The sequence below is a fragment of the Lysinibacillus telephonicus genome (assembly GCF_039654155.1).
Lineage (GTDB): Bacteria > Bacillota > Bacilli > Bacillales_A > Planococcaceae > Ureibacillus > Ureibacillus telephonicus.
This window is the reverse complement of the sequence record NZ_CP155468.1, coordinates 2,537,314-2,559,166: the sequence shown is the minus strand read 5'-3', so window position 1 is coordinate 2,559,166 and position 21,853 is coordinate 2,537,314. Positions and strand designations below refer to the sequence as shown.

General features: G+C 36.3%; 20 protein-coding genes. 15 read left to right on the top strand and 5 right to left on the bottom strand.

The features are described from left to right. Nucleotides 1-8 precede the first annotated feature (8 nt). Together istB (MKY04_RS12190) and istA (MKY04_RS12185) are read right to left on the bottom strand one after the other, a co-directional pair. Nucleotides 9-761, bottom strand: a complete 753-nt coding sequence (gene istB / locus MKY04_RS12190; RefSeq protein WP_126296391.1) for an IS21-like element helper ATPase IstB — start codon at nucleotides 759-761, stop codon at nucleotides 9-11. After that, entirely contained in the window at nucleotides 761-2,305 is a 1,545-nt protein-coding gene (gene istA / locus MKY04_RS12185) for an IS21 family transposase (protein WP_221766347.1), read from the bottom strand. The genes istB (MKY04_RS12190) and istA (MKY04_RS12185) overlap by 1 nt, the downstream gene beginning before the upstream one ends. Before the next feature lie 29 nt (nucleotides 2,306-2,334). On the opposite strand from istA (MKY04_RS12185), the gene MKY04_RS12180 reads away from it, so the two are divergent. The 10 genes from MKY04_RS12180 to MKY04_RS12135 all read left to right on the top strand — a co-directional run bounded on the left by MKY04_RS12180 (nucleotide 2,335) and on the right by MKY04_RS12135 (nucleotide 11,747). Continuing rightward, complete coding sequence (locus MKY04_RS12180; protein WP_346234454.1) at nucleotides 2,335-2,787, top strand: hypothetical protein; 453 nt, start codon at nucleotides 2,335-2,337, stop codon at nucleotides 2,785-2,787. A gap of 69 nt (nucleotides 2,788-2,856) precedes the next feature. Then, nucleotides 2,857-3,360: a DUF6630 family protein gene (locus tag MKY04_RS12175; RefSeq protein WP_126294418.1), complete on the top strand. Its 504-nt coding sequence runs from the start codon at nucleotides 2,857-2,859 to the stop codon at nucleotides 3,358-3,360. Between the two features lie 131 nt (nucleotides 3,361-3,491). Next, nucleotides 3,492-5,402: a DNA/RNA non-specific endonuclease gene (locus MKY04_RS12170; protein ID WP_126294417.1), complete on the top strand. Its 1,911-nt coding sequence runs from the start codon at nucleotides 3,492-3,494 to the stop codon at nucleotides 5,400-5,402. Nucleotides 5,403-5,449: 47 nt separating this feature from the next. Next, nucleotides 5,450-5,989 carry an SMI1/KNR4 family protein gene (locus MKY04_RS12165; RefSeq protein WP_185807717.1) on the top strand — a complete coding sequence of 180 codons (540 nt, stop codon included), beginning with the start codon at nucleotides 5,450-5,452 and terminating at the stop codon, nucleotides 5,987-5,989. Nucleotides 5,990-6,393: 404 nt separating this feature from the next. Beyond that, on the top strand, nucleotides 6,394-6,633 hold the full coding sequence (locus MKY04_RS12160; RefSeq protein ID WP_428833882.1) for a DUF5713 family protein: 240 nt from the start codon (nucleotides 6,394-6,396) through the stop codon (nucleotides 6,631-6,633). Between the two features lie 161 nt (nucleotides 6,634-6,794). After that, the gene (locus MKY04_RS12155) at nucleotides 6,795-7,355 is read left to right on the top strand and encodes an SMI1/KNR4 family protein (protein WP_126294415.1); all 561 of its coding nucleotides are present in this window, start codon (nucleotides 6,795-6,797) and stop codon (nucleotides 7,353-7,355) included. Nucleotides 7,356-7,807: 452 nt separating this feature from the next. Next, nucleotides 7,808-8,293, top strand: coding sequence for an Imm26 family immunity protein (locus MKY04_RS12150; RefSeq protein WP_346234453.1), 486 nt, complete (start codon nucleotides 7,808-7,810; stop codon nucleotides 8,291-8,293). A gap of 173 nt (nucleotides 8,294-8,466) precedes the next feature. Beyond that, entirely contained in the window at nucleotides 8,467-8,964 is a 498-nt protein-coding gene (locus MKY04_RS12145; RefSeq protein WP_126296374.1) for a hypothetical protein, read from the top strand. A 258-nt stretch (nucleotides 8,965-9,222) separates the two neighbouring features. Further along, entirely contained in the window at nucleotides 9,223-9,369 is a 147-nt protein-coding gene (locus tag MKY04_RS12140; RefSeq protein WP_185807848.1) for a hypothetical protein, read from the top strand. 656 nt (nucleotides 9,370-10,025) lie between these two features. After that, entirely contained in the window at nucleotides 10,026-11,747 is a 1,722-nt protein-coding gene (locus MKY04_RS12135; RefSeq protein WP_346234452.1) for an RHS repeat-associated core domain-containing protein, read from the top strand. Here MKY04_RS12135 and istB (MKY04_RS12130) read toward each other — a convergent pair. Together istB (MKY04_RS12130) and istA (MKY04_RS12125) are read right to left on the bottom strand one after the other, a co-directional pair. Beyond that, nucleotides 11,718-12,443, bottom strand: a complete 726-nt coding sequence (istB, locus tag MKY04_RS12130; RefSeq protein WP_036180664.1) for an IS21-like element helper ATPase IstB — start codon at nucleotides 12,441-12,443, stop codon at nucleotides 11,718-11,720. The genes MKY04_RS12135 and istB (MKY04_RS12130) overlap by 30 nt on opposite strands. Continuing rightward, nucleotides 12,436-13,866, bottom strand: coding sequence for an IS21 family transposase (istA, locus tag MKY04_RS12125; protein WP_346234451.1), 1,431 nt, complete (start codon nucleotides 13,864-13,866; stop codon nucleotides 12,436-12,438). Before istA (MKY04_RS12125) ends, istB (MKY04_RS12130) begins: the two co-directional genes overlap by 8 nt. 597 nt (nucleotides 13,867-14,463) lie before the next feature. On the opposite strand from istA (MKY04_RS12125), the gene MKY04_RS12120 reads away from it, so the two are divergent. The 5 genes from MKY04_RS12120 (at nucleotide 14,464) to MKY04_RS12100 (ending at nucleotide 20,756) form a co-directional block, all read left to right on the top strand. After that, nucleotides 14,464-16,647, top strand: a complete 2,184-nt coding sequence (locus MKY04_RS12120) for an AHH domain-containing protein (protein ID WP_126295047.1) — start codon at nucleotides 14,464-14,466, stop codon at nucleotides 16,645-16,647. 7 nt (nucleotides 16,648-16,654) lie between these two features. Beyond that, nucleotides 16,655-17,233: an imm11 family protein gene (locus MKY04_RS12115; protein WP_148103519.1), complete on the top strand. Its 579-nt coding sequence runs from the start codon at nucleotides 16,655-16,657 to the stop codon at nucleotides 17,231-17,233. A 355-nt stretch (nucleotides 17,234-17,588) separates the two neighbouring features. Next, complete coding sequence (locus MKY04_RS12110) at nucleotides 17,589-18,731, top strand: GH-E family nuclease (RefSeq protein WP_346234450.1); 1,143 nt, start codon at nucleotides 17,589-17,591, stop codon at nucleotides 18,729-18,731. Continuing rightward, entirely contained in the window at nucleotides 18,728-19,168 is a 441-nt protein-coding gene (locus MKY04_RS12105; RefSeq protein ID WP_126295053.1) for an ankyrin repeat domain-containing protein, read from the top strand. The genes MKY04_RS12110 and MKY04_RS12105 overlap by 4 nt, the downstream gene beginning before the upstream one ends. 397 nt (nucleotides 19,169-19,565) lie before the next feature. Next, nucleotides 19,566-20,756 (top strand): RHS repeat domain-containing protein, encoded by a 1,191-nt coding sequence (locus MKY04_RS12100; protein ID WP_185807759.1) that lies wholly within the window; start codon nucleotides 19,566-19,568, stop codon nucleotides 20,754-20,756. 177 nt (nucleotides 20,757-20,933) lie between these two features. On the opposite strand, the gene MKY04_RS12095 is transcribed toward MKY04_RS12100, so the two are convergent. Continuing rightward, nucleotides 20,934-21,707, bottom strand: a complete 774-nt coding sequence (locus MKY04_RS12095) for a DUF1266 domain-containing protein (protein ID WP_126295057.1) — start codon at nucleotides 21,705-21,707, stop codon at nucleotides 20,934-20,936. Nucleotides 21,708-21,853 lie beyond the last annotated feature (146 nt).

Below are 21,853 nucleotides of genomic sequence, written 5' to 3'. Positions count from 1 at the left end.
TGAGCCACTTAAACCTGACTATTTTCCAACCATTCCTTTGTGTCTAATATTCGATAAGATGGTCCTACCATGTCTACCATATATGCTCGATGTGTTAGTCGGTCCGTTAAAGCTGCTGTTAAAACTGGATCATGAAATATTTCTTCCCATCGATCAAATGATAAATTACTCGTAACGATGGTGGATGCTCGTCCTGCCCGAAGGGAAAGATGAGTAAATAATAACTCGGCTCCTTCTTTATCAAAGGAGATATAACCTAATTCATCAATGATTACTAAATCATATTTTTCAAACTTCAGTTCAAATGAACGTAACGTTCTTTCAGAACGGCTCTCTTTTAATTGGTTTACTAGAGATGATACCGTTGTAAAAAATACTTTATATCCTGCCAAACAAGCTTCAATTCCTAAACCTATTGCTATATGGGTTTTACCTGTTCCAGGTGAGCCAATTAATAAGACGTTTTGTTTTTCTTGAATAAAGTCCAATTTCCTTAAATGTGGGAGGCGAGAGGCCGCATTTTGCGGTAATCTCTCAAACTCTAATTCAGTTAATAGTTTCTTTTCAGGGAAATTTGCAGATCGAATGCGATTCGCTTTTGCTCGCACTTCTCGATCTTCCATTTCTTGCACTAGTGCGTGATATAAGAAATCTTCTGCTGTCTGATATTGTTTCCACATATCATCTTCTTGAATAAATCCCCGAATGCTTGGTAATCGAAGTTCCTTGCACATCTCAATCATTTCTTGTCTTTTATCCATTAGTGAAGCACCCCTGTCTTTTTCGTTTCAAATAACGCCGTTATGGCTGAAAGATTTTCGAGAGATTGGGTGGTGACCTCATTTTTGGAATGTACAGTTTTATGGATGTATTCGCCTTGACTAGCTATGAAAATAATTTTTTCTGTTGTTATTTGAACCATAGGGTTCTTTTCGAGTTGTTCAATCGCTGCTAAGACTTTTTCTAGATTGTTATGTTCTTTTAGATAAATAAGTAACTCTAGAAAATCTCGCTCATTTCCAATATAATAATCTTTGTATAATTTTTTTATTTTTGTTGGTGCTTGACTCAAACATTCACTTTGAGCCAATGCACCTTTTTTCTTTTCAAATGTACGTAAGTAATGATAAATATCCATAATCCATTGATGGATCTGCCAACTTCGCTTATGTGTCGCGATACAGGCATTTTCACTAAAAATAAGAATTTTTTCCGCACTCGCTTTTACTTTCACCCATTCTCCAACATGTCCTTCTGGAACAGAATAACGATTTTGTCTATAAGTAATCGTGCTATATTTGTCCACTCTAAATTCATACAACTCAGAGGCATCAAATGGAATAATTTCTGCGCTTACTTGCCTAGCTATACGCTCTTCTAGCATTAATTCATGGTGCGTTTGGTTTTTCTTATAATGCTTACGAGAGTTTAATTTCATGATAATTTCTGTTAGATAAGCCTGAGCTTCTTCTAGACTTGTAAACGTATCTCGATGGGCAAATGCTTTCCGGCGGATGTATTCTACACTTCGCTCTACATGCCCCTTCTGATTTCCTTTTCTCGGTTCACATAGTCGTATTTTAAAATGATAATGCATCGATAGATTTTTCATACCATCGGTAATCTCACGTTCAGTCCCAATAAAGTTCTTTACAACTGTCCGCATATTATCGTAGGTAAAAACTTCTGGTACAAAGCCTAAATAGTCAATACATTTTACATGAGCATCTTGTACGCACACCATTGTTTCGGATTCATATAAATATGCAATTCTTTCATTACTATATGGTAGGGTAAAGACCGCCATTGAAAGAGAACGTAATGTTTGATCAATGATTAATTTTACTTCACCCCAGTCAAATTCAATCTCATGACCAGCAGTTGCCTTTTGACGAATAAACACTTCTTTTTGACGTTTCTCCTCACTATTTACAAAATTTCTAACAGTGGTATAACTAATTTCAAAACCTTCATCTAATAACTTTTCATGAATATCAATCATTTTTAGTTGTTGCTTGTGCATCTGATGTTGCCGTTTATACTCATTATCTTTTAACATTTTTCGGATACGTTTCATCACCGTAGGTGTTAATGCTCTTTTATTGCCTTTTCGTTTCTTATACGACGGAGGCGTTACATAGTTATCTGTAATAGGTAGTTCTCGAATATCTTGCTTTCTTTTTTCAAGATCCTCTTCAATATATTTTTTTACAGTATTCCGAGAAATACCAAGCTCCTTCGCAATTTGACGCTGACTTTTATCATCTTGATGAAAGGCAATTAGCACTCTCTGTTTCTTTTCCAATGAAATCACCTCTATACGCTCCTAACTCTATGAAGTTAGGATTATTTTCATATAAAAGTGGCTCACTTTTCAACTGCGATGGTGGCTCAGTTTTAGCTTATCAAATACAAATGCCCGAATTATTTAATATTTTACCAGAAGATCATGTCTACCAAAAATTAATGAGCAGTTGGAACGATACAAACGATTTTGGAGAGCATCTTTATGAACTTTGTGATTTTCACATTTATAGTCTAAGCGACACGCCACATAAATCAAGTGAAATATTATCATTTGATTGTATACCTTACGATTATTATTGTATTCAGTTAATAAGAGAAAAAGAGGGATTAACCACACCTAAAATAGAGCATCCGTTGCTACAAACACTCTTAGCTGATATTCCAAAGGATAAGCCAGGATATAAACTCGAAGAGGATGAGGTATTGCAATTCGTAATTCAAAATGAAAAGGTACCTGATTCACAACGAATTATAAGTTAAAGTATTCTATTTCGAATCGCACAAAATAAAGTATCAGCTACTTCAAAAGTTAGGAAAAGGAATGAGTGTATGAATGCATTATTGTTACTTGTGCAAAAGCTTTCCTGTGATATGGAGGAACAAATTTTTTCAGAGGTTTCATTAGCTAAAGAAAAGCCAGAAGCATATTTCGAGAAGTTCAAAGACCGACTGGATGAAAGAGGAATAGACAGACCGATTGATCAATTGGCGTGGATTTCTTTGGTTGATGCACTTCTTGAGCATGATTTAGCATTTGAACTCGATTGGAAAGAATCTGGGTTATATATTTGTGATGTTGTTGATGAATTGCTAGATAGAAAAAAAATGGCGTGCATGAATTGGGAGGAATTTGAAGATGGAGAGTTGGATAATCTGACAACGACCCAATGTTTAAATGCCATTTCAGAAAAATTAAAGGAACAGGCAATTTCATTGGCAAGTTTAGATATTGATAGTGATTGTTACGTTTTGATCACCGTTCCATCATCTGACATTGGTGACATTAAGAAGTTGGCACAAGAAGCGGGTTATAGAATTCAAGATTCTTTCTAAATTTATGAGCCCTACTACAATTGAACGAGTAGAGAATATTTACGAAATAACTTTTCCAAACATAGGTAAGAAGAAGCTATTGGCACTTCTTTACCTATGTTTTTGTGTATTAGAGAAAAAATTAACCGTTTATGTTCAATGAAAAAGGTAAAGCGTATCAGTTAGAACGTGATGAGAAAGGCAATATCATCAAGGAAATCGGCTTTGATGACATGACAAGAACGTATGAACGAAGTCTAGCGGGATTGGTTCAGAGAATTAATCGACCTGGTAATCGCTGGACAGCGTATCAACATGACAACCTAGGAAATGTTATTCGTGCGGATTATTATGACGATACATGGGAAACATTTAGCTATGACAAAAATGGTTTGTTGCTAGAGACGGCAAACGATCATGTGACGGTCAAGCTCGAGCGAGACGCATCCGGCCAAGTAATCAAAGAGTGGCAAAACGACCATTGGATTGAAAGTAGCTACGATGAACTAGGCAACCGTTTCCAAATTACGAGTAGCCTCGGCGCAAACATTACTGTCGCTCGTAATGAAATGGGCAATGTCACGCAAATGACCGCTTCTCACTCCGACCAAGCCCAGTGGACTGCTTCCATGCAGTACAATGAGCTAGGTCAAGAGATTGAGAGAATCCTACCTGGAGATGTTATCAGTAAATGGCAATATGATATTTCAGGTAGACCAACACACCATCGGGTAAGGAGTCAAAACCGCGATACTCGAAGACGTGTTTATAATTGGGATGTCAATCACCGATTACGCAGTATGGTTAACGAATTAACGGGTGTAAAAGTGACTTATGGTTACGATGAATTTAGTAACCTCGTATGGTCTAATCAGGGTGGTCAATTTGATTTCCTATACCGCAGTGTCGACGATGTCGGCAATCTATATGAAACACGTGAAAAATCTGATCGTGTTTACGGCCCTGGCAGTAGACTACTAGAAACAAAAGATGCCAATTTCTCCTATGACGAAGAAGGAAATCTCATAGAGAAAGTCGAAAACAATGGTGATACGTGGAAATACGAGTACTATGGCAATGGGATGTTGTCTAAGGTCATCAAGCCAGACAAGACTGAAGTTACTTTCAAATATGACACGTTAGGTAGACGGGTAGAGAAGAGTTCCAATGAAAAGTCGATGAGATTCGTGTGGGATGGCAATACAATTCTACATGAATTTGATTCGCAAAAAGATTCGGCTGAACCTGATCTAGTCACATGGGTATTTAATGACGGCTTCGTCCCTTCAGCTAAAATCACAAGTGAAGGTCACTACAGTATTATTAGTGACTATCTTGGAACACCTGTCGAAGCTTATGATGATGAGGGGAATAAGGTTTGGTCCGCTGATCTTGATGTTTATGGCAGAGTGAAAGAATTTACAGGTGAGAAAGACTTTATTCCATTCCGTTATCAAGGACAGTACGAGGATCAAGAGACAGGTCTTTATTATAATCGATTCCGATACTACGACCCAGAACAAGGGAATTATACTCAGATAGATCCGATTGGACTTGCGGGGAATAATCCAACGTTGTATGGATATGTTAGTGATCCGAATATATGGCTCGATTTGTTTGGGTTAAATAGTACAGGTGGTCACATAATATATGGTGAATTAGATCACTTAGGCCGCCCAACCGGTGTATCAGCGACGATTACTTCAGATATGATTGGGACAGGTTCTCCTGCAAGTTTTCATATTAGACCCCCTGGATTCGGAGGGCAAAAATCTGGACATGCACGTGGACATTTATTGGCAAAAATACTAGGTGGTTCAGGGAAAGATTCTAGAAATCTAGTGACGTTAATTCATAATCCAGTTAACTCGCCAGTTATGAGGGACTTTGAGTTAGCGGTAAGAGATATAGTAAAAAATGGTCAAACAGTTTCTTATAGAGCAGTACCTATTTATGATGGTTCTGATTTAATGCCTAGGGGAGTAACACTGTCAGCAAAAGGAACAGGTGGATTTTCATTAGATGTTACTATTGTGAATAGAAAATATAGTTGTAAAAAATAGTCTGATGTTATGTAAAGAATATTACAAAGTGATTGGAGAGATTAAATGTGTCTTTAGAAAGACTAAAAACTATTTTACCTGTACCTGAAAAAATTTATGGTTCAGGAGATATATCTCAATGGAAAGAAGCCGAGAAGGAGTTAGGTTCAAAATTCCCAGCAGATTATAAAGAATTTATTTCTACCTATGGAACAGGTGGAGTTTGTGGCTTTTTGTGGATTTATTCACCTTTTTCTGATAATGAAAACCTTAATTTTTTTATAAGGTCAAAAGAAGAAAATGATGCATATATTATATCAAAGCAAAAATTTCCTGATGATTTCCCACATAGTTTATTTCCTGTAGAAGGCGGTTTGTTACCTTGGGGAGTAACAGATAATGGAGATGTATTAAATTGGATTACTTCTAATAACCCAGAAGAATGGTCTGTATTGGTGTATGATGGTGGAACTGGAGAATCCTATGAATATAAAAATTCATTCTCTGAATTTATTTTTGATATCTTGAACGGAAATATAAATTGTAATTTATTCCCCGATGATCTATTAGATATTGAAATTGAATATGTAGTAGGAGATGCAGATTAAAACTTGATATAAATTTTTGATTAAAATTAGATTGCTTTTCCAAAATGAGAAGATTTCATATGGTAGTCATACATGTAAATTAATATTTCATTTAGAGTAGCGTGAATTCTGGACTTTGGAGTTTATTGCTACTCTTTTTGTTACCGATCAAAACCAAAGAATAGCCACGATACACAACGAACTAGGTCAAGAGATTGAGAGAATCCCACCCGGCGATGTTATTAGTAAATGGCAATATGATATATCACGGGCAGTTCAACACACCATCGAGTAAAAAGTCAAAACCGAGATACAAAATTAGGGGGAAATCAAAGCATAGTGAAGAAACTAGATTCTGAATTCAAATACCTATTGGATATGTACGAAGATGCCTTTTATCCAACGTTTTAGTGGATAAAATCAAATTGATAATTACTCAGGTAGTTCATTTTCTTGAAGAAGGTAAGCATTCAATTGAAGAAGTTCAACAAAAGCTAGATGAAATGACGATAGCAATTAATGAATTACAGAATGAGTTTTATCAAAATGATAGTGAAATTGAAACTGTCGCGCGGGATTCTATCGGAATAACAGTAGAAGAGATTCTACAATATTTTGAGCTTGATATTGATATCGAAGATGCTTTGAGGAAACGGGAATGGTAAAGCTGTAATAGTCTGAAAATACAGAGTTTAATACGTGGGCTAATAAATACATAATTCGTCCTTAAAGCAAAAAATACGAATTAACTAAGGATTTGTACAACCAGTACGAAAGAATCCTATACGAACAATGAAGTTGATTTGTAAATAAAGGATGTGATGTTATGAATAATGTTTTATTAAGTATTGAGGAAATAACCACAATTTTAGATACAGATTTTATTCCTTTAGAACCAATTGTTACGGGTTTAAGATTAAAGAAACAAGTTGGGACGAAAGATAACATTGAAGATGTAGAGAGAAGGATTGGGGTGAAATTCCCTGCAGATTTTGTAGATTTAATTTTAAACTATGATTTTGGTGATTTTAGTATTTTAGGAGTACATTTTGGTAGTAATACAGATTATCTAGAAAAATTAATAAGTTACCAAGAAGATTTGTCAAATGAAGATGTAAATAGTCTTTCAAATCAATTTTTATGTATTGCAATGGGGGATTATTTTACATTCATTATGGATGTCAATTGTGGAAATATTTACGTTTATGGCTCAGAGACGCCATTTAATAAAAAAATTAAAGTAGCAGAATCTTTTACTAACCTTATTCAAGCGTTAGGAACAGCATATTTTCACAGATCTCAAAACACCCAATCAGAGTTTTTAGATATAGTAATTAATTCATTTGACTCCGATAGTATAGAAGTTTGGAAAGAAATTGTGAAATAGGAAATTACATACCGTACTGTTAGTGATGAACATCAAACGATGTGGAAGCGTTGGGTTTAAATTTAGGATATGACTAGTTCTCTACTAAGCTAGGGGTAGTCCAATGACTTTGGCGAGGATCATTGATTTTTCAAAGGATAGGGTGCCTAGGGTGGAAACTAATGAAAAATACAGCTCTTTGGATTGAACAAGGTTATTGTTCCAACCAATTAAAAAATGCACATTTGCAATCTAAAAGCTTTAAATTAGAAATTCCTTTTATATGAGTATGGAAGTGAGTCGGATATTTGTAGGTTTAAATTGATTGTTGAAGAAGTGAAAAATGAAAAACAATTATTGTTTTCATGGGTATAACAAACAGAGTCTTGTTCCAAAAACGATACATTTTTATACATTACTTGTGCTACTTTTTCACCTAATATACTCTTTCATTTTTGGGATTCCGCTGTAAAATGTCGAAAAACACTTTTAATATTTGGGGATGGGATAAAAAAAAAAGAACTATGATCCGTTTTATTAAGACTGGAGATATATTTTGTTTTTTGAATGAAAAAAATACTTACTGTTTCGGTAGGATTCTGTCTAAAGTTTCAATAGGGAATGTTGCAGAAATTTTAGATTTTGTTTCACCTACACCTGAAATAAAAGTAAATGAAATAGAACAATCAAATAGGTTAATTGAGCTAGTAATCTTAGACTCCTACACTTTATTCGATAGAAAAATTGAAGGTGATTGGAGAATAATTGGTCGTCATATAAATTATATTCCTACAGATTTCGAGAATACGTTTTTCACTTACGGTGTTGGTGATTCATGTCGCAAAGTTGATATTTTTGATAATGAAGTTCCAATTAATGAATCGCAAGCAAAGGGATTAACAGACTATAGCCCATTAGGAAATTATGATATAAATGATTTAATTAGTGATAAACTCTAAGGAAATAAGTGGAAAACACGATTTCACAATAATGATTAATTATGTCCTATAAATATTAAAAAGTTTTTTGACCAACTAAGAAATACAAAGGGGAATCGATTCTTGTAATAAATCTTTAGTGTTAAGAAATTTAAACTTCAAATTATATGTGCTTTGTGAAAAGAGGGAATATTATGCAACAGAAAAGAAGTTTTGATGAAGTAATTGTAAATTTAGAATACCGAGATAGGATTCCCAAAGATTGTGAGTTTACGAGGAAAGATTGTTTATTTTTATATGAAAAACTTGCCGATAATAAAATTGAAGAAGATCATGTATTTTTATCTTATGAAAAAGCGAAAAGATACAATGACGAGTATCATGAAGATTTTAGTGAATTTAAAGAAAGTCATTGGATATTCGCCGAAACTGGTAGAGGCGACTTTTGGATAATTGATCTTGATGATATGGAATCACCACCAACAGTATTATTTTATGATCATGATCTTGAGGATTTTAGTCCAGAAAACATGTTGAATATGTCAATAAATATTTTAGAGTGGTTTGAGTTAGCTGATTTAATATCTCAACTTCATAACCCAGATTTTTATGATAAAGATTTTAGGTTAAAGGAGCATTGGAAACAAAAAGCGATAGAAGAAATAGAAAAGATAAAAAAGGACTTTCAATAAAATCCCCCTTCCAATTATTCTGAATAGTTAAAATAATACGTGAGTTGAGGGTCTAAAATAAAGCATTAAATGTAGGGTGTTTATATTTAGACAGATTTAACAAGGGTATTAGCTCAGAAGATTTGAGTTACTTTTTAGCAAATATGACTCCTTAGAAATGTTCTAGATAAACCTTATGTAATAAAAATAGTTTCTTCAAGTGAGTTTATTCCAACTAGTAAAAGGCATTACCCAGAGGATGATGTTATTTGGGAGGAGTTGGAGGGAAATATTAGTAATGAATGGTATCTTTTTGCTGAATCTGAACAAATAAACCAATACATTAGTATTGATATGAACAAGTCTCGCTTAGGTTATTGCTATGATAGTTTCTTAGAAATCCGTTCAGCACCAGGGGAGAGTTAGATAATTGCCAAAACTTCACAGAACCGTTAGAGTGATTATACTCCAGAAAAGGTAAAAATTAGTTTTGTTATCTGAAACTTTCGAGTCTTATGGAGATGCTTATGAGGGAATGTGAAAATAGATGAACTGGAATATTTGCTAGCTAGATCGTTGGATGACTCTAATAATATGATAAAGCTAATTACAGATTCTAAAAAAATATGTAAAGAAGAAACAATATATCTTCTTTACATATTTTTTGGTTAGTAAGCCTGATAACATGCATTAAGAGTATTTCGACATTGCAACGGAATCATTTACTCTTTATATCCGAAGATTGCTAAGCAATTTAACTAGCAGGTACTGACCCTCCGCAAATTTTGGCACTAAATACTTAATCAAAGGTCGATGAGATTTAATCGGATGGCTTAGGTATAGTTGACTCTAACCTTAATGTGAATTTGTCGGCGGTTTTAAAGTAGAATTATATTAGCGCCAAAATACAATATGAATAAATAATTGTAGATAGTTTTTTTAGAAAAGACTTTGAAAATATTATTTCAAAGTCATTTTCTATTTTGAAGATGTGTTGCCAAATAAATCGATTCTTTACCAACCGAATAATAATTGCTTATGTATGTAATAGCTATAGGTATCTATCAGATAGCTATGACGATGTGATTTTTGCGAAAGACAATCATACGCAAGTTTCCTTTGATTACACCATTCTTGGCAGCTTGAAGTCCCGAGAACAAGGCGGGAAGAAAGTTCGATTTGCCTATGATACAGAAGAGCAGTTAATTGCTGTGTTCAACGAAAAAGGCGAAGCGTACCAGTTTGAACGGGATGCGAAAGGGAATATCATCAAGGAAATCGGCTTTGATGACATGACAAGAACGTATGAACGAAGTCTAGCGGGATTGGTTCAGAGAATTAATCGACCTGGTAATCGCTGGACAGCGTATCAACATGACAACCTAGGAAATGTTATTCGTGCGGATTATTATGACGATACATGGGAAACATTTACTTATGACAAAAATGGTTTGTTAAAAGAGACGGCAAACGACCATGTGACCGTCAAGCTTGAGCGCGACGCATCCGGCCAAGTGATCAAAGAATGGCAAAACGACCATTGGATTGAAAGTAGCTACGATGAACTTGGCAATCGTTCACGGATTACGAGTAGCCTAGGCGCAAACATCCATGTCGCTCGGAATGAAATGGGTAATGTCATGCAAATGACCGCCTCACAATCCGACAAAAACCAGTGGACTGCTTCCATGCAGTACAACGAACTAGGTCAGGAGATTGAGAGAATCTTACCTGGGGATGTCATTAGTAAATGGCAGTATGATATTACAGGTAGACCAACACACCATCGAGTAAAGAGTCAAAACCGCGATACAAGAAGACGCGTGTATAACTGGGATGTCAATCACCGCCTCCGCAGCATGGTCAACGAACTAACTGGAGTAAAAGTCACATACGGTTACGACGAGTTTAGTAACCTCGTCTGGGCGAATCAAGACAGTCAATTCGATTTCCTATACCGCAGTGTTGACGAAGTTGGCAATCTATATGAAACACGTGAAAAATCAGATCGCGTATACGGTCCTGGCAGTAGACTACTAGAAACAAAAGACGCCAAATTCACCTATGACGAAGAAGGAAATCTCATCAAGAAAGTCGAAAACAATGGTGATACGTGGAAATATGAGTATTATGGCAATGGGATGATGTCAAAAGTCATTAAGCCAGACAAGACGGAAGTAACTTTCAAATACGACACGTTAGGTAGACGGGTAGAGAAGAGTTCCAATGAAAAGTCGATGAGATTCGTGTGGGATGGGAATACAATTCTACATGAATTTGATTCGCAGAATGATCCGGCTGAACCTAATCTAGTCACATGGGTATTTAATGATGGCTTTGTCCCTTCAGCTAAAATCACAAGTGAAGGCCATTATAGCATTATTAGTGATTATCTAGGAACACCTGTTGAAGCTTATGATGACCTAGGTGATAAGGTTTGGTCAGCCGAGCTTGATGTTTATGGTCAAGTGAAAGTATTTACAGGCGAGAAGAATTTTATTCCCTTCCGTTATCAAGGGCAGTATGAAGATGTCGAAATTGGATTGTATTATAATCGATTCCGCTATTATGACCCAAGCACTGGAACGTACACACAAATTGATCCGATTGGGTTAAGTGGTGGAATGGCTTTGTATGGATATGTAAAGGATACAAATACACAATTTGACCCGCTTGGATGGATAACTGTTTATCGAGCATTGACTGGTGTATTTTGCAAGATAAAAATGCAGAGAATTGCAATGAAAAATACAGAGTGTTGCCACCCAATATTTTTACTGTTTTCTCGACAACGCATTGGCTAAACGGAAGCTCTGTCCCGTATAAGAAATAATATGGGCATGGTGAATCAAACGATCCACCAGAGCTGCCGTTAAACGTGAATCTGAAAAAATACGATTCCACTGACTAAATTCTAAATTTGACGTGATAATCAAACTCTTCTGTTCGTAAAATTCAGAAATGATTTGAAAAAGTAACTCCGCTCCTTCTTTACCAAATGGAAGATAACCCATTTCATCCAATATCATTAAATCAATTTTCTCTAATTTATTTCGAAATTGCTTTAATTTCCCCACATGTAAAGCCTGTTCCAATTCTTCTACTAAATGCGAAACTCGATAAAAACGTACTTCAAAACCTTGCTCACAAGCTTTTCTACCCAGTGCTGAAGCTAAATGTGTTTTACCAGTTCCAGGCGCCCCTACTAGAATTACATTCTCTTTTCTTCGAATAAAATCGAGCTGCACTAGTTCTTCTTTCGATAGATGACTAGGTAAACAAATATCTTTGTGCCATTCGTAGCCCTCTAATGTTTTCGTATCGATAAATCGGGCATTCTTTAAGTTTCTTGCGATCCTTGCTTGTTCCCGACCATCTTGTTCTTTTAATAAAAGTTGGTAAATATATTCTTCAGGTGTTGTAAATGGAACATCATGTATTGCTTCAGCGATATGAGCTAACCGCAATTGCTTACACAATTGTAAAATGGCATTATTCATGACTTGAAGCCTCCATTCCTTTAGGAGATAGCGCATCATAATCAGTCCATTTTACACCGTAAGGATGTTCTTGATCATCGCTATTTTTTCCAATAAGTTCATAAAAATTCTGGTCAATTTCTTTCATATCATGAGTCACTAAAAGAGTGAGTAATTCATTTAGACGCTGTTTCCTTAATGCCAAGGATGGAACTGTTAAATACTCCTTTATACGAGTCGGTAAATAAGGGGTATAACGTGAATGCCCAATAACACGAGGCTTTTTTAACCAATCTTTTAAAATATCTTTCCATGGAATGAAACGTCGTTTCTTCATATAAGGTCTTGCATCTGATAATAAAATTTCTCCCTCATTTGTAATCACTTTGAATGAATCCCAATACGTAATGCAATATAACTGCACATAGTTACGCGCTCTAGGCACATGAATAAAATGCTTGTCTAACTTAAACTCATTATACTTATTAAACTTAATCGGAAACTGCTTAAATACTGGATACGGATCTTCTGGTAATTTTATTAATTGCTTTTGCTCTTGCTGCCATAAATCCTCAATGAGTTCTTCTTTTTCATAATGTGGTCGGTCACGATCTTCCTTCAGTTGTTGCTTTAATTGTTCCGTTAAATCTTCAAAGTCTTTTATGACTGGTGGTAAGCTAAAGAAGTTATATCGTACATAGCCTACTTTATTTTCCACATTTCCTTTTTCATTACCTCTGGATGGATTGCACACTTGCACTTTAAAGCCATAATAGTTTTGGAAATGGCGAAATGCTTCTGTTAATTCAGCTTCTGTATCACCTTTGCGTACTTTTTTGACCGCAGGTGTTAAATTGTCAATTCGAATACTAATTGGCACTCCACCAGCTTGCTTAAACAGCTCTTGTAACCCACCTAGGAAACACTCCAAATTTTCTCCAGGCATCGGTATCGCAAAACCAGTATTACTAGCTGGGAACGTCATAACTAAAACATGAACATCGACAATCTCTCCGTCTTGAACAGCCTCCATTACGCCAAAATCTAGTTGCGCTTCACCTTCTGGATGTTGTAATCGCTCATGCCCTTTACTTACTTCATCATCTTCTGTCGCACGCCATTCTTGAATAAAGTTACAGACCGTTCGATACGATCCTTTAAACCCCATCCTTTTTAAATCCGCAACTATTTTTTTATTTGTTCGACGTAGTTTTTTCTTTAGTTTGAGATCTTCTTCAAGCCAGTCTATAACGATTTCTCCCCATTTTTCTTCGTACATCATCCCTTTTTTAATATGCTTTTTTTCTTGAGGTAACTGATTGCCATCACCATACTTTTTGGCGGTACGCCAATTTACATTCATAGTTTCTGCAATTTTAGAAATAGACAATCCTTTTTCATTTCTTAAAGTTTTGATACAATTAATTTCAGACATTGCTAGCATCCTTTCAAACCTCCACTGGTAAAATTCGACACTTTAACAGTAGAGTGACTTGGGGTGGCTGGCAAGTCTATTTTTTTGCACTAAAAAAGTGCTAGACTCTGTACAAATTCGTTGCACTAGTCTGCACTTTTATTATGCAATACACACTTGGATTGATAATTCAAAATTAAAAGGATTAGTCGATTAAACAAGCCTCTATGATATTATGTACACAGGCTTATAATAAGCCATTTAATATACTCCTATATTCTTGTAGCTATAGGAGTAATAAATTCCATAGTATATGGATTTTTTTCTCTTTGCTTTTAATGAAAATGACTGTTACGTTCTGATCGTTGTTTTCTTAATAGAATTGATGAAATTAAGAAGTTGGCACAAGAATCAGGTTATAAAATTCAAGATTCTTTTTGAACTAGTGAGCCTACTGCTAAGGTTAGTAACAGAGGAACTCAAGATTATAGCGTTTCCAAACAACATAGGTATGAAGATGCTATTAGCACTTCTTTACCTATGTTTTTGTGTTTTTAGAGATGAAATTAATGTGTCGTGTATTTAGTGTTTGATCCATAAGCTGATCAATACTTATTTCAACTGACATTGCCAGATGGCACAAGTTCCACATGGGAGTATGACGACCGTGGAAATTGTATTGCGACGACCAATCCGTTAGGAGCCACTGAGAAGTACCGTTATGATTACCTAAATAGGCTTGTCCAAGCAACTCTTTCAGATGGGAACAACGTTCAGTTGCAGTATGATGGCTATGACGATGTGGTTTTTGCGAAAGACAATCATACGCAAGTTTCCTTTGATTACACCATTCTTGGCAGCTTGAAGTCCCGAGAACAAGGCGGGAAGAAAGTTCGATTTGCCTATGATACAGAAGAGCAGTTAATTGCTGTGTTCAACGAAAAAGGCGAAGCGTATCAGTTTGAACGGGATGCGAAAGGGAATATCATCAAGGAAATTGGCTTTGATGATATGACAAGAACGTATGAACGAAGTCTAGCAGGATTGGTTCAGAGAATTAATCGACCTGGTAATCGCTGGACAGCATATCAACATGACAATCTAGGAAATGTCATTCGAGCGGATTATTATGACGATACTTGGGAAACATTTAGCTATGACAAAAATGGTTTATTAATAGAGACTGCCAATGACCATGTATCTGTAAAGCTAGAGCGAGACGTATCTGGTCAAGTGATCAAAGAGTGGCAAAATGACCATTGGATTGAGAGTAGCTATGATGAACTAGGCAACCGTTCTCAAATTACGAGTAGCCTTGGCGCAAACATTACAGTCGCTCGTAATGAAATGGGCAATGTCATGCAAATGACCGCTTCTCACTCCGACCAAGCCCAGTGGACAGCCTCCATGCAGTACAATGAGCTAGGCCAAGAGATTGAGAGAATCCTACCTGGAGATGTTATCAGTAAATGGCAATATGATATTTCAGGTAGACCAACACACCATCTAGTAAAGAGTCAAAATCGCGATACTCGTAGACGCGTATATAACTGGGATGTCAATCATCGATTACGCAGTATGGTCAACGAGTTAACCGGTATCAAAGTCACTTACGGTTACGACGAATTTAGTAACCTAGTGTGGTCTAATCAGGGTGGTCAATTTGATTTCTTATACCGCAGCGTCGACGATGTCGGCAATTTGTATGAAACAAGGGAAAAAACAGATCGTGTCTACGGTGCCGGAAGCAGATTGCTAGAAACGAAAGATGCCAAATTCTTTTATGACGAAGAAGGAAATCTCGTTGAGAAAGTCGAAAAGAATGGTGATACGTGGAAGTACGAGTACTATGGCAATGGCATGATGTCAAAAGTCATCCGACCAGACAAGACAGAAATTACTTTCAAGTATGACTCACTAGGTAGGCGAATAGAGAAGAGTTCTGAAGAGAAGACAATAGGATTCATGTGGGATGGGAATACGATTCTACATGAGTTTGATTCGCAAAATGATTCGGCTGAACCAGATAGTGATAACCTAGTCACATGGGTGTTTAATGATGGCTTTGTCCCTTCAGCTAAAATTACGAGTGAAGGTAATTACAGTATTATTAGTGATTATCTTGGAACACCTGTTGAAGCATATGATGAAGATGGTAATAGGGTTTGGTCCGCTGAGCTTGATGTATATGGACGAGTGAAAGAATTTACAGGCGAGAAAGACTTTATTCCATTCCGTTATCAAGGGCAGTATGAAGATGTAGAAATAGGATTGTATTATAACCGATTCCGATACTATTCTCCAAGTGATGGAATGTACACACAGATTGATCCAATTGGACTTTCTGGTGGTAATCCTTCGCTTTATGGTTATGTATATAATCCAACTATTGAAACAGATCCATTTGGGCTAGCGTTTGGTAAGTCAATGCCAGCAAGTGGGTGGAGTTATGGAAATATGCCTAAGCCTAAAGGATATCAATTACATCATATTATTCCGAAATCATTATATGATGGAGCAAATCCTCATGAAATTTTTAAATTAAGTGGATATGATGTAAATAATATACGTAATACGATATATCTACCTACTAGTAGAGATTATCATTCGACTAGAAGTGTCCATAGAGGATATAATAACCATCATAAAGCTTATAATGAATTTATGCGTGCGGAGTTAGATAAATTAGTACAATTAGGTCAATCAGGCGAATGGACTTCTAAGCAATACCACGAAGCTATGCAAGATATAATAAATAGGGAAAGAAAAAATCTTAGGACTGGCAAAACCAGACTACATTGTGAAGGATGAGTATAAGATGAGTTATTTCAGATTGTTAGCTTCTTACAAACGAGATGTATATTTCTTTTATTCTGATGAAAACAAGTATAATAGATTTGATTTGGAAAAAGGAATACCTTATTCTCAGAGTGAAAAACTTTTATACGTGGTAGATAGGTTCGATCCATATCTAGAACAGTATGATATCTTACCAACAGTCGGTGGCAAATTAGTAAGTTTAAAGTTAAAAAGGCTAATAGAAAGATTAGGTTCAGATTGTGAGTTTATTCCTGCAATTATAAAATCTACAGAAACCGGAGAAATAAATGATTCATACTTTGTAATGAATGTTTTAAATCTAATTCCTTGTTTAGATCATAGTAGATCAGACTATGAACCACTAGTTAAATCCATACCTGATGGGCCAATTAGTTTAAATTTTATTGCTCTTATTCCAGGATCCCTTAATGGATATCATATAGTAAGAATGAAAGAATCAAAAGAAGAGATTGTTGTAGATGAAGTTTTCGTGGATGCTTGCAGAAAAGAAAAAATTAAAGGTGTTCTATTAGTTAAAGAAGGAAATGTACGTAGTCCGGAATTTGTTGATTTATAATACTGAATTGGAAGTAGAAAGATAGTGATACTAAAAGGGACACTTAGTACTGTCCCGCACCCCTAAAGTTAGAGTCAATAATTCTAACTTTAGGGTGTTTTTTTTATATGGTGAAATACAATGAATAACTCAAAATAAATGTGGTGAAAGAATATTAAAGGTCCTTTAAGTTAGCAATTATTACCGAAGAATATGATTACCAGGAGATGTCATTAGTAAATGGCAGTATGATATCACAGGTAGACCAACACATCATCGAGTAAGTAGCCAAAATCGCGATACACGAAGACGCGTTTATAATTGGGATGTTAATCACCGATTACACAGCATGGTTAACGAGTTAACAGGTGTAAAAGTGACTTATGGTTACGATGAATTTAGGAACCTCGTCTGGTCTAATCAGGGTGGTCAATTTGATTTCTTATACCGCAGTGTGGACGATGTTGGGAATTTGTATGAAACGCGGGAAAAAACAGATCGCGTCTATGGTGCTGGAAGCAGATTGCTAGAAACGAAAGATGCAAAATTTCCCTATGATGAAGAAGGAAATCTAGTAGAGAAAGTCGAAACCAATGGTGATACGTGGAAGTACGAGTATTATGGCAATGGGATGATGTCGAGGGTCATCAAGCCAGATAAGTTGGAAGTAACTTTCAAGTATGACACTCTGGGTAGGCGGATAGAGAAGAGTTCTGACGAAAAAATCAAGAGATTCGTGTGGGATGGGAATACGATTCTGCATGAGTTTGATTCGCAGAATGATCCGGCTGAACCTAATCTAGTCACATGGGTATTTAATGATGGCTTTGTCCCTTCAGCTAAAATCACAAGTGAAGGCCATTATAGCATTATTAGTGATTATCTAGGAACTCCTGTCGAAGCTTATGATGATGAGGGGAATAGAATTTGGTCAGCCGAGATTGATGTTTATGGTCGAGTGAAAGAATTTACAGGCGAGAAAGATTTCATTCCATTTAGGTATCAGGGACAGTATGAAGATGTGGAAATTGGATTGTATTATAACCGATTCCGATACTATGACCCAGAACAGGGGAATTATACACAGATTGACCCGATTGGGCTTGCGGGGAATAATCCTACGTTGTATGGGTACGTAAGCGATCCATTATTTGAAGTTGATGTATTTGGTTTATTAAGACGACCTTATATTAGAAAATCTACTAGAATGGCAATTGAAAAGAAAGCAAAAATAAAAAATGGCCGTTTTTTAGATAGCAATGAGGGTACACCTATACCTGGTGGAAGACGACGAAGTTATAGTATTGCAGATGGATTGTATGATATCGGTCATAAACCAGGTCATGAGCACTGGCGTGAAGTTGCGAAAGCCGAAGCTGAAGGTTTAACGCAAAAAGAATTTAATGATAGAATGAATAACCCTGATTTGTACCACATTGAGGACCCAGTGTTAAATCAATCTCACAAGAATGAGGATAAATCAGGTAAACCGTGTAGGGGAGGAAAGAAGAGAAGATGAATAAATTCGATGATACGCAGTTGTATAAATTAATAAATGAATCAAACTTAGAAAATATCAATGATTTTTTACAAAAATATGGTTTAGATAGTGTCGATAGGGATGGCCGTACGTTTTTGATGTCCGCAATCGTTGAAGGAAAGGACGATATTGTTATTTATCTTGTAAATAAAGGATGTAATGTTAATGCTAAAGATAAATTTGGATTAACCGCACTACATTTTGCAGCTATTTATGACAGATGTAATATTGCAAAGGTTCTTATATCGAATGGCGCTGAAATTGATGCAGTAGATAACATAGGTAATACTCCATTATGGAGAGCGATAATGGAGAATAGTAGTGAAACACCAACGATTAGATATTTATTAGAGAATGGAGCAGATCTCAATAAGGCAAATAACCGTGGGATAACACCAAAAGATTTACTTGAATAGTGTAGTCTACATCCGATTTTGTATTATTAACTGGATGATATTTGTAATATTATAATTTTATTTCCAAAACATATGTGAAGTAAATAAGCTCTACTTTACATATGTTTTTAGTTAGGAATTGTAGTAGGTATATTTATTTACTTAATCTTCCGCTAGAACAGGGTTAATGAAAGTGTTAATTATAGATATTAAGTGCAATATATAGATGGAGAAGTAGTATTTTTTAAATTTAGGGTTAAACTTATAAATATGTAAAGAGGAGTCTTTAAGCCCTTTCTTTACATATTTTTTTGCGTTAGAAATGGAATTGTTCTTCATTGTATATAAAACGCTAATTAAGTGATTAGTACTGCATGGTCTTACACGTGCAAAGCTATCAGATGGCAACGACGTACAATTGCAGTATGATGGCTATGATGATGTTGTTTTTGCGAAAGACAACCATACCCAAGTATCCTTTGATTATACGATTCTTGGTAGCCTTACATCCCGAGAACAAGGTGGGAAGAAAGTCCGATTCGCCTATGATACAGAAGAGCAGTTAACCGCTGTGTTCAACGAAAAAGGCGAAGCGTATCGGTTTGAACGGGATGCAAAAGGCAATATCATTAAAGAAATCGGCTTTGATGAGATGGAGAAAACGTATGAACGAAGTCTAGCAGGCTTGGTTCAGAGAATTCAACGTCCAGGCAATCGCTGGACAGCCTACCAACATGACAATCTAGGAAATGTCATTCGAGCGTATTATTATGACGATACATGGGAAACATTTACTTATGACAAAAATGGTTTGTTAAAAGAGACGGCAAACGACCATGTGACCGTCAAGCTCGAGCGTGACGTATCCGGTCAAGTGATCAAAGAGTGGCAAAACGACCATTGGATTGAAAGTAGCTACGATGAACTAGGCAACCGTTCTCAAATTACGAGTAGCCTTGGCGCAAACATTACAGTCGCTCGTAATGAAATGGGCAATGTCATGCAAATGACCGCTTCTCACTCTGATCAAAACCAGTGGAATGCTTCTATGCAGTACAATGAACTAGGTCAGGAGATTGAAAGAATCTTACCGGGCGATGTCATTAGTAAATGGCAATATGATATCACCGGCAGACCCACACACCATCGAGTAAAAAGTCAAAACCGTGATACGCGAAGACGCGTGTATAACTGGGATGTCAATCACCGCCTCCGCAGCATGGTCAACGAACTAACCGGAGTAAAAGTCACTTACGGTTACGACGAATTTAGCAACCTAGTGTGGGCCAACCAAGACAGTCAATTCGATTTCCTTTACCGAAGTGTAGACGATGTCGGCAATCTATATGAAACACGTGAGAAATCAGATCGCGTATACGGCCCAGGCAGTAGACTACTAGAAACAAAAGATGCGAAATTCTCCTATGATGAAGAAGGAAATCTAGTAGAGAAAGTCGAAAACAATGGTGATACGTGGAATTATGAGTTTTATAGGAATGGCATGATGTCAAATTCACTCGTCAAGACAAGACAGAAGTTTACTGAGTTTGACTCACTAGGTAGACTAATAAAGAAGAGTTCAAACGAAAATAACGGTAGACTATCTTAAATGATGGGAAAGGGATACCTAAGAAATAACGGAATTATGTGGGAGAACAATATCATAAGTAAAGGCGAAAAATTGGGAGAACAGGGCAAGAGGTCTGTGAGAATAGGTAATCTAGCCCAATGGTTGGTGGCTCTTATGTATAGCAGGGCAGCAAACTCTCTCAGACCTTGTCCAATCCTAAATTACTTGGCTTTTTGTTTTGGATCGTTTAATGCTAAATTCATTCCAGATTGAGTCCTTTTCATTCAGCAGTTTTTGTCCATTCCAAAGTATATCGTAAATGTCACCCTCGTAAGCAATGGCTCGGCCAAATGCAAATGAAATAAAATAGTCCTTCCAGGATTCGAACAATTGGCTAGCAGCATCAGCAGCTCTCTCTATATAGCCCCATGCCTGTTCTTCAGTTAGATAACCAAGTATGTAGCTCCATCTTGCAATATTTACAGCTCGGTCAAAATCCCAGGCAGCGATGGTGTCTATCTGATCAAAATCGGACGTCGTAAAGGAAAGCTTTTTCATTATTACTTCTTGGGCTGTTTCATAACATTCCTGCGATTTCCCAACTTCATCCTCCGTAAAAGTTTGGCCAGCTTTTAACGCTATAAGAAGCTGATCATATCTCGTACGATGCCCTTCCGTAAGTAGCCATTCCAGGGTTTGTACAGCCTCCTCCGTATTACTAACGTCCCAGGATGCAGAAAGCCCTTCCTTCAAAGTCTCATAATCTACCTTCACTGCAAGTATGCGTGGCGACTCAGAGCGGTAAAGAGAGAGATTGGCACCGTAGGCAAGTAAATGCTGTTTCTCCTTCGGCAAAGTGTTAGCCATTTCCATTTCTTCTCGTAATTTTTTATTCTTTTTCTCAATTCGTTTGCTTGCTGTAATCAAACCTATGATAAGTAAAATTACAATTGCCGCAATAATTCCTACAATAATTAGTAAAGTCTTCAAACCATCACGTCCCTCTCGATGTTATTCTTTGGCTCAGTTAAATGGCCATGTTTTTTAGTATTAACTTTTTCTTACATTTTGTATGTCATTATAACACAAAAATTGGTAGGAAAAACCAATATTTTACATAATGTACACTTTTTTGG

What these genes read in the sequence shown, in the direction of transcription:
- istB (WP_126296391.1), bottom strand. Translation starts at nt 761, where the DNA reads ATGGATAAAAGACAAGAAATGATTGAGATGTGCAAGGAACTTCGATTA.
- MKY04_RS12180 (WP_346234454.1), top strand. Translation starts at nt 2,335, where the DNA reads ATGAAGTTAGGATTATTTTCATATAAAAGTGGCTCACTTTTCAACTGC.
- MKY04_RS12175 (WP_126294418.1), top strand. Translation starts at nt 2,857, where the DNA reads ATGAATGCATTATTGTTACTTGTGCAAAAGCTTTCCTGTGATATGGAG.
- MKY04_RS12170 (WP_126294417.1), top strand. Translation starts at nt 3,492, where the DNA reads ATGTTCAATGAAAAAGGTAAAGCGTATCAGTTAGAACGTGATGAGAAA.
- MKY04_RS12155 (WP_126294415.1), top strand. Translation starts at nt 6,795, where the DNA reads ATGAATAATGTTTTATTAAGTATTGAGGAAATAACCACAATTTTAGAT.
- MKY04_RS12150 (WP_346234453.1), top strand. Translation starts at nt 7,808, where the DNA reads ATGTCGAAAAACACTTTTAATATTTGGGGATGGGATAAAAAAAAAAGA.
- MKY04_RS12145 (WP_126296374.1), top strand. Translation starts at nt 8,467, where the DNA reads ATGCAACAGAAAAGAAGTTTTGATGAAGTAATTGTAAATTTAGAATAC.
- istB (WP_036180664.1), bottom strand. Translation starts at nt 12,443, where the DNA reads ATGAATAATGCCATTTTACAATTGTGTAAGCAATTGCGGTTAGCTCAT.
- istA (WP_346234451.1), bottom strand. Translation starts at nt 13,866, where the DNA reads ATGCTAGCAATGTCTGAAATTAATTGTATCAAAACTTTAAGAAATGAA.
- MKY04_RS12115 (WP_148103519.1), top strand. Translation starts at nt 16,655, where the DNA reads ATGAGTTATTTCAGATTGTTAGCTTCTTACAAACGAGATGTATATTTC.
- MKY04_RS12105 (WP_126295053.1), top strand. Translation starts at nt 18,728, where the DNA reads ATGAATAAATTCGATGATACGCAGTTGTATAAATTAATAAATGAATCA.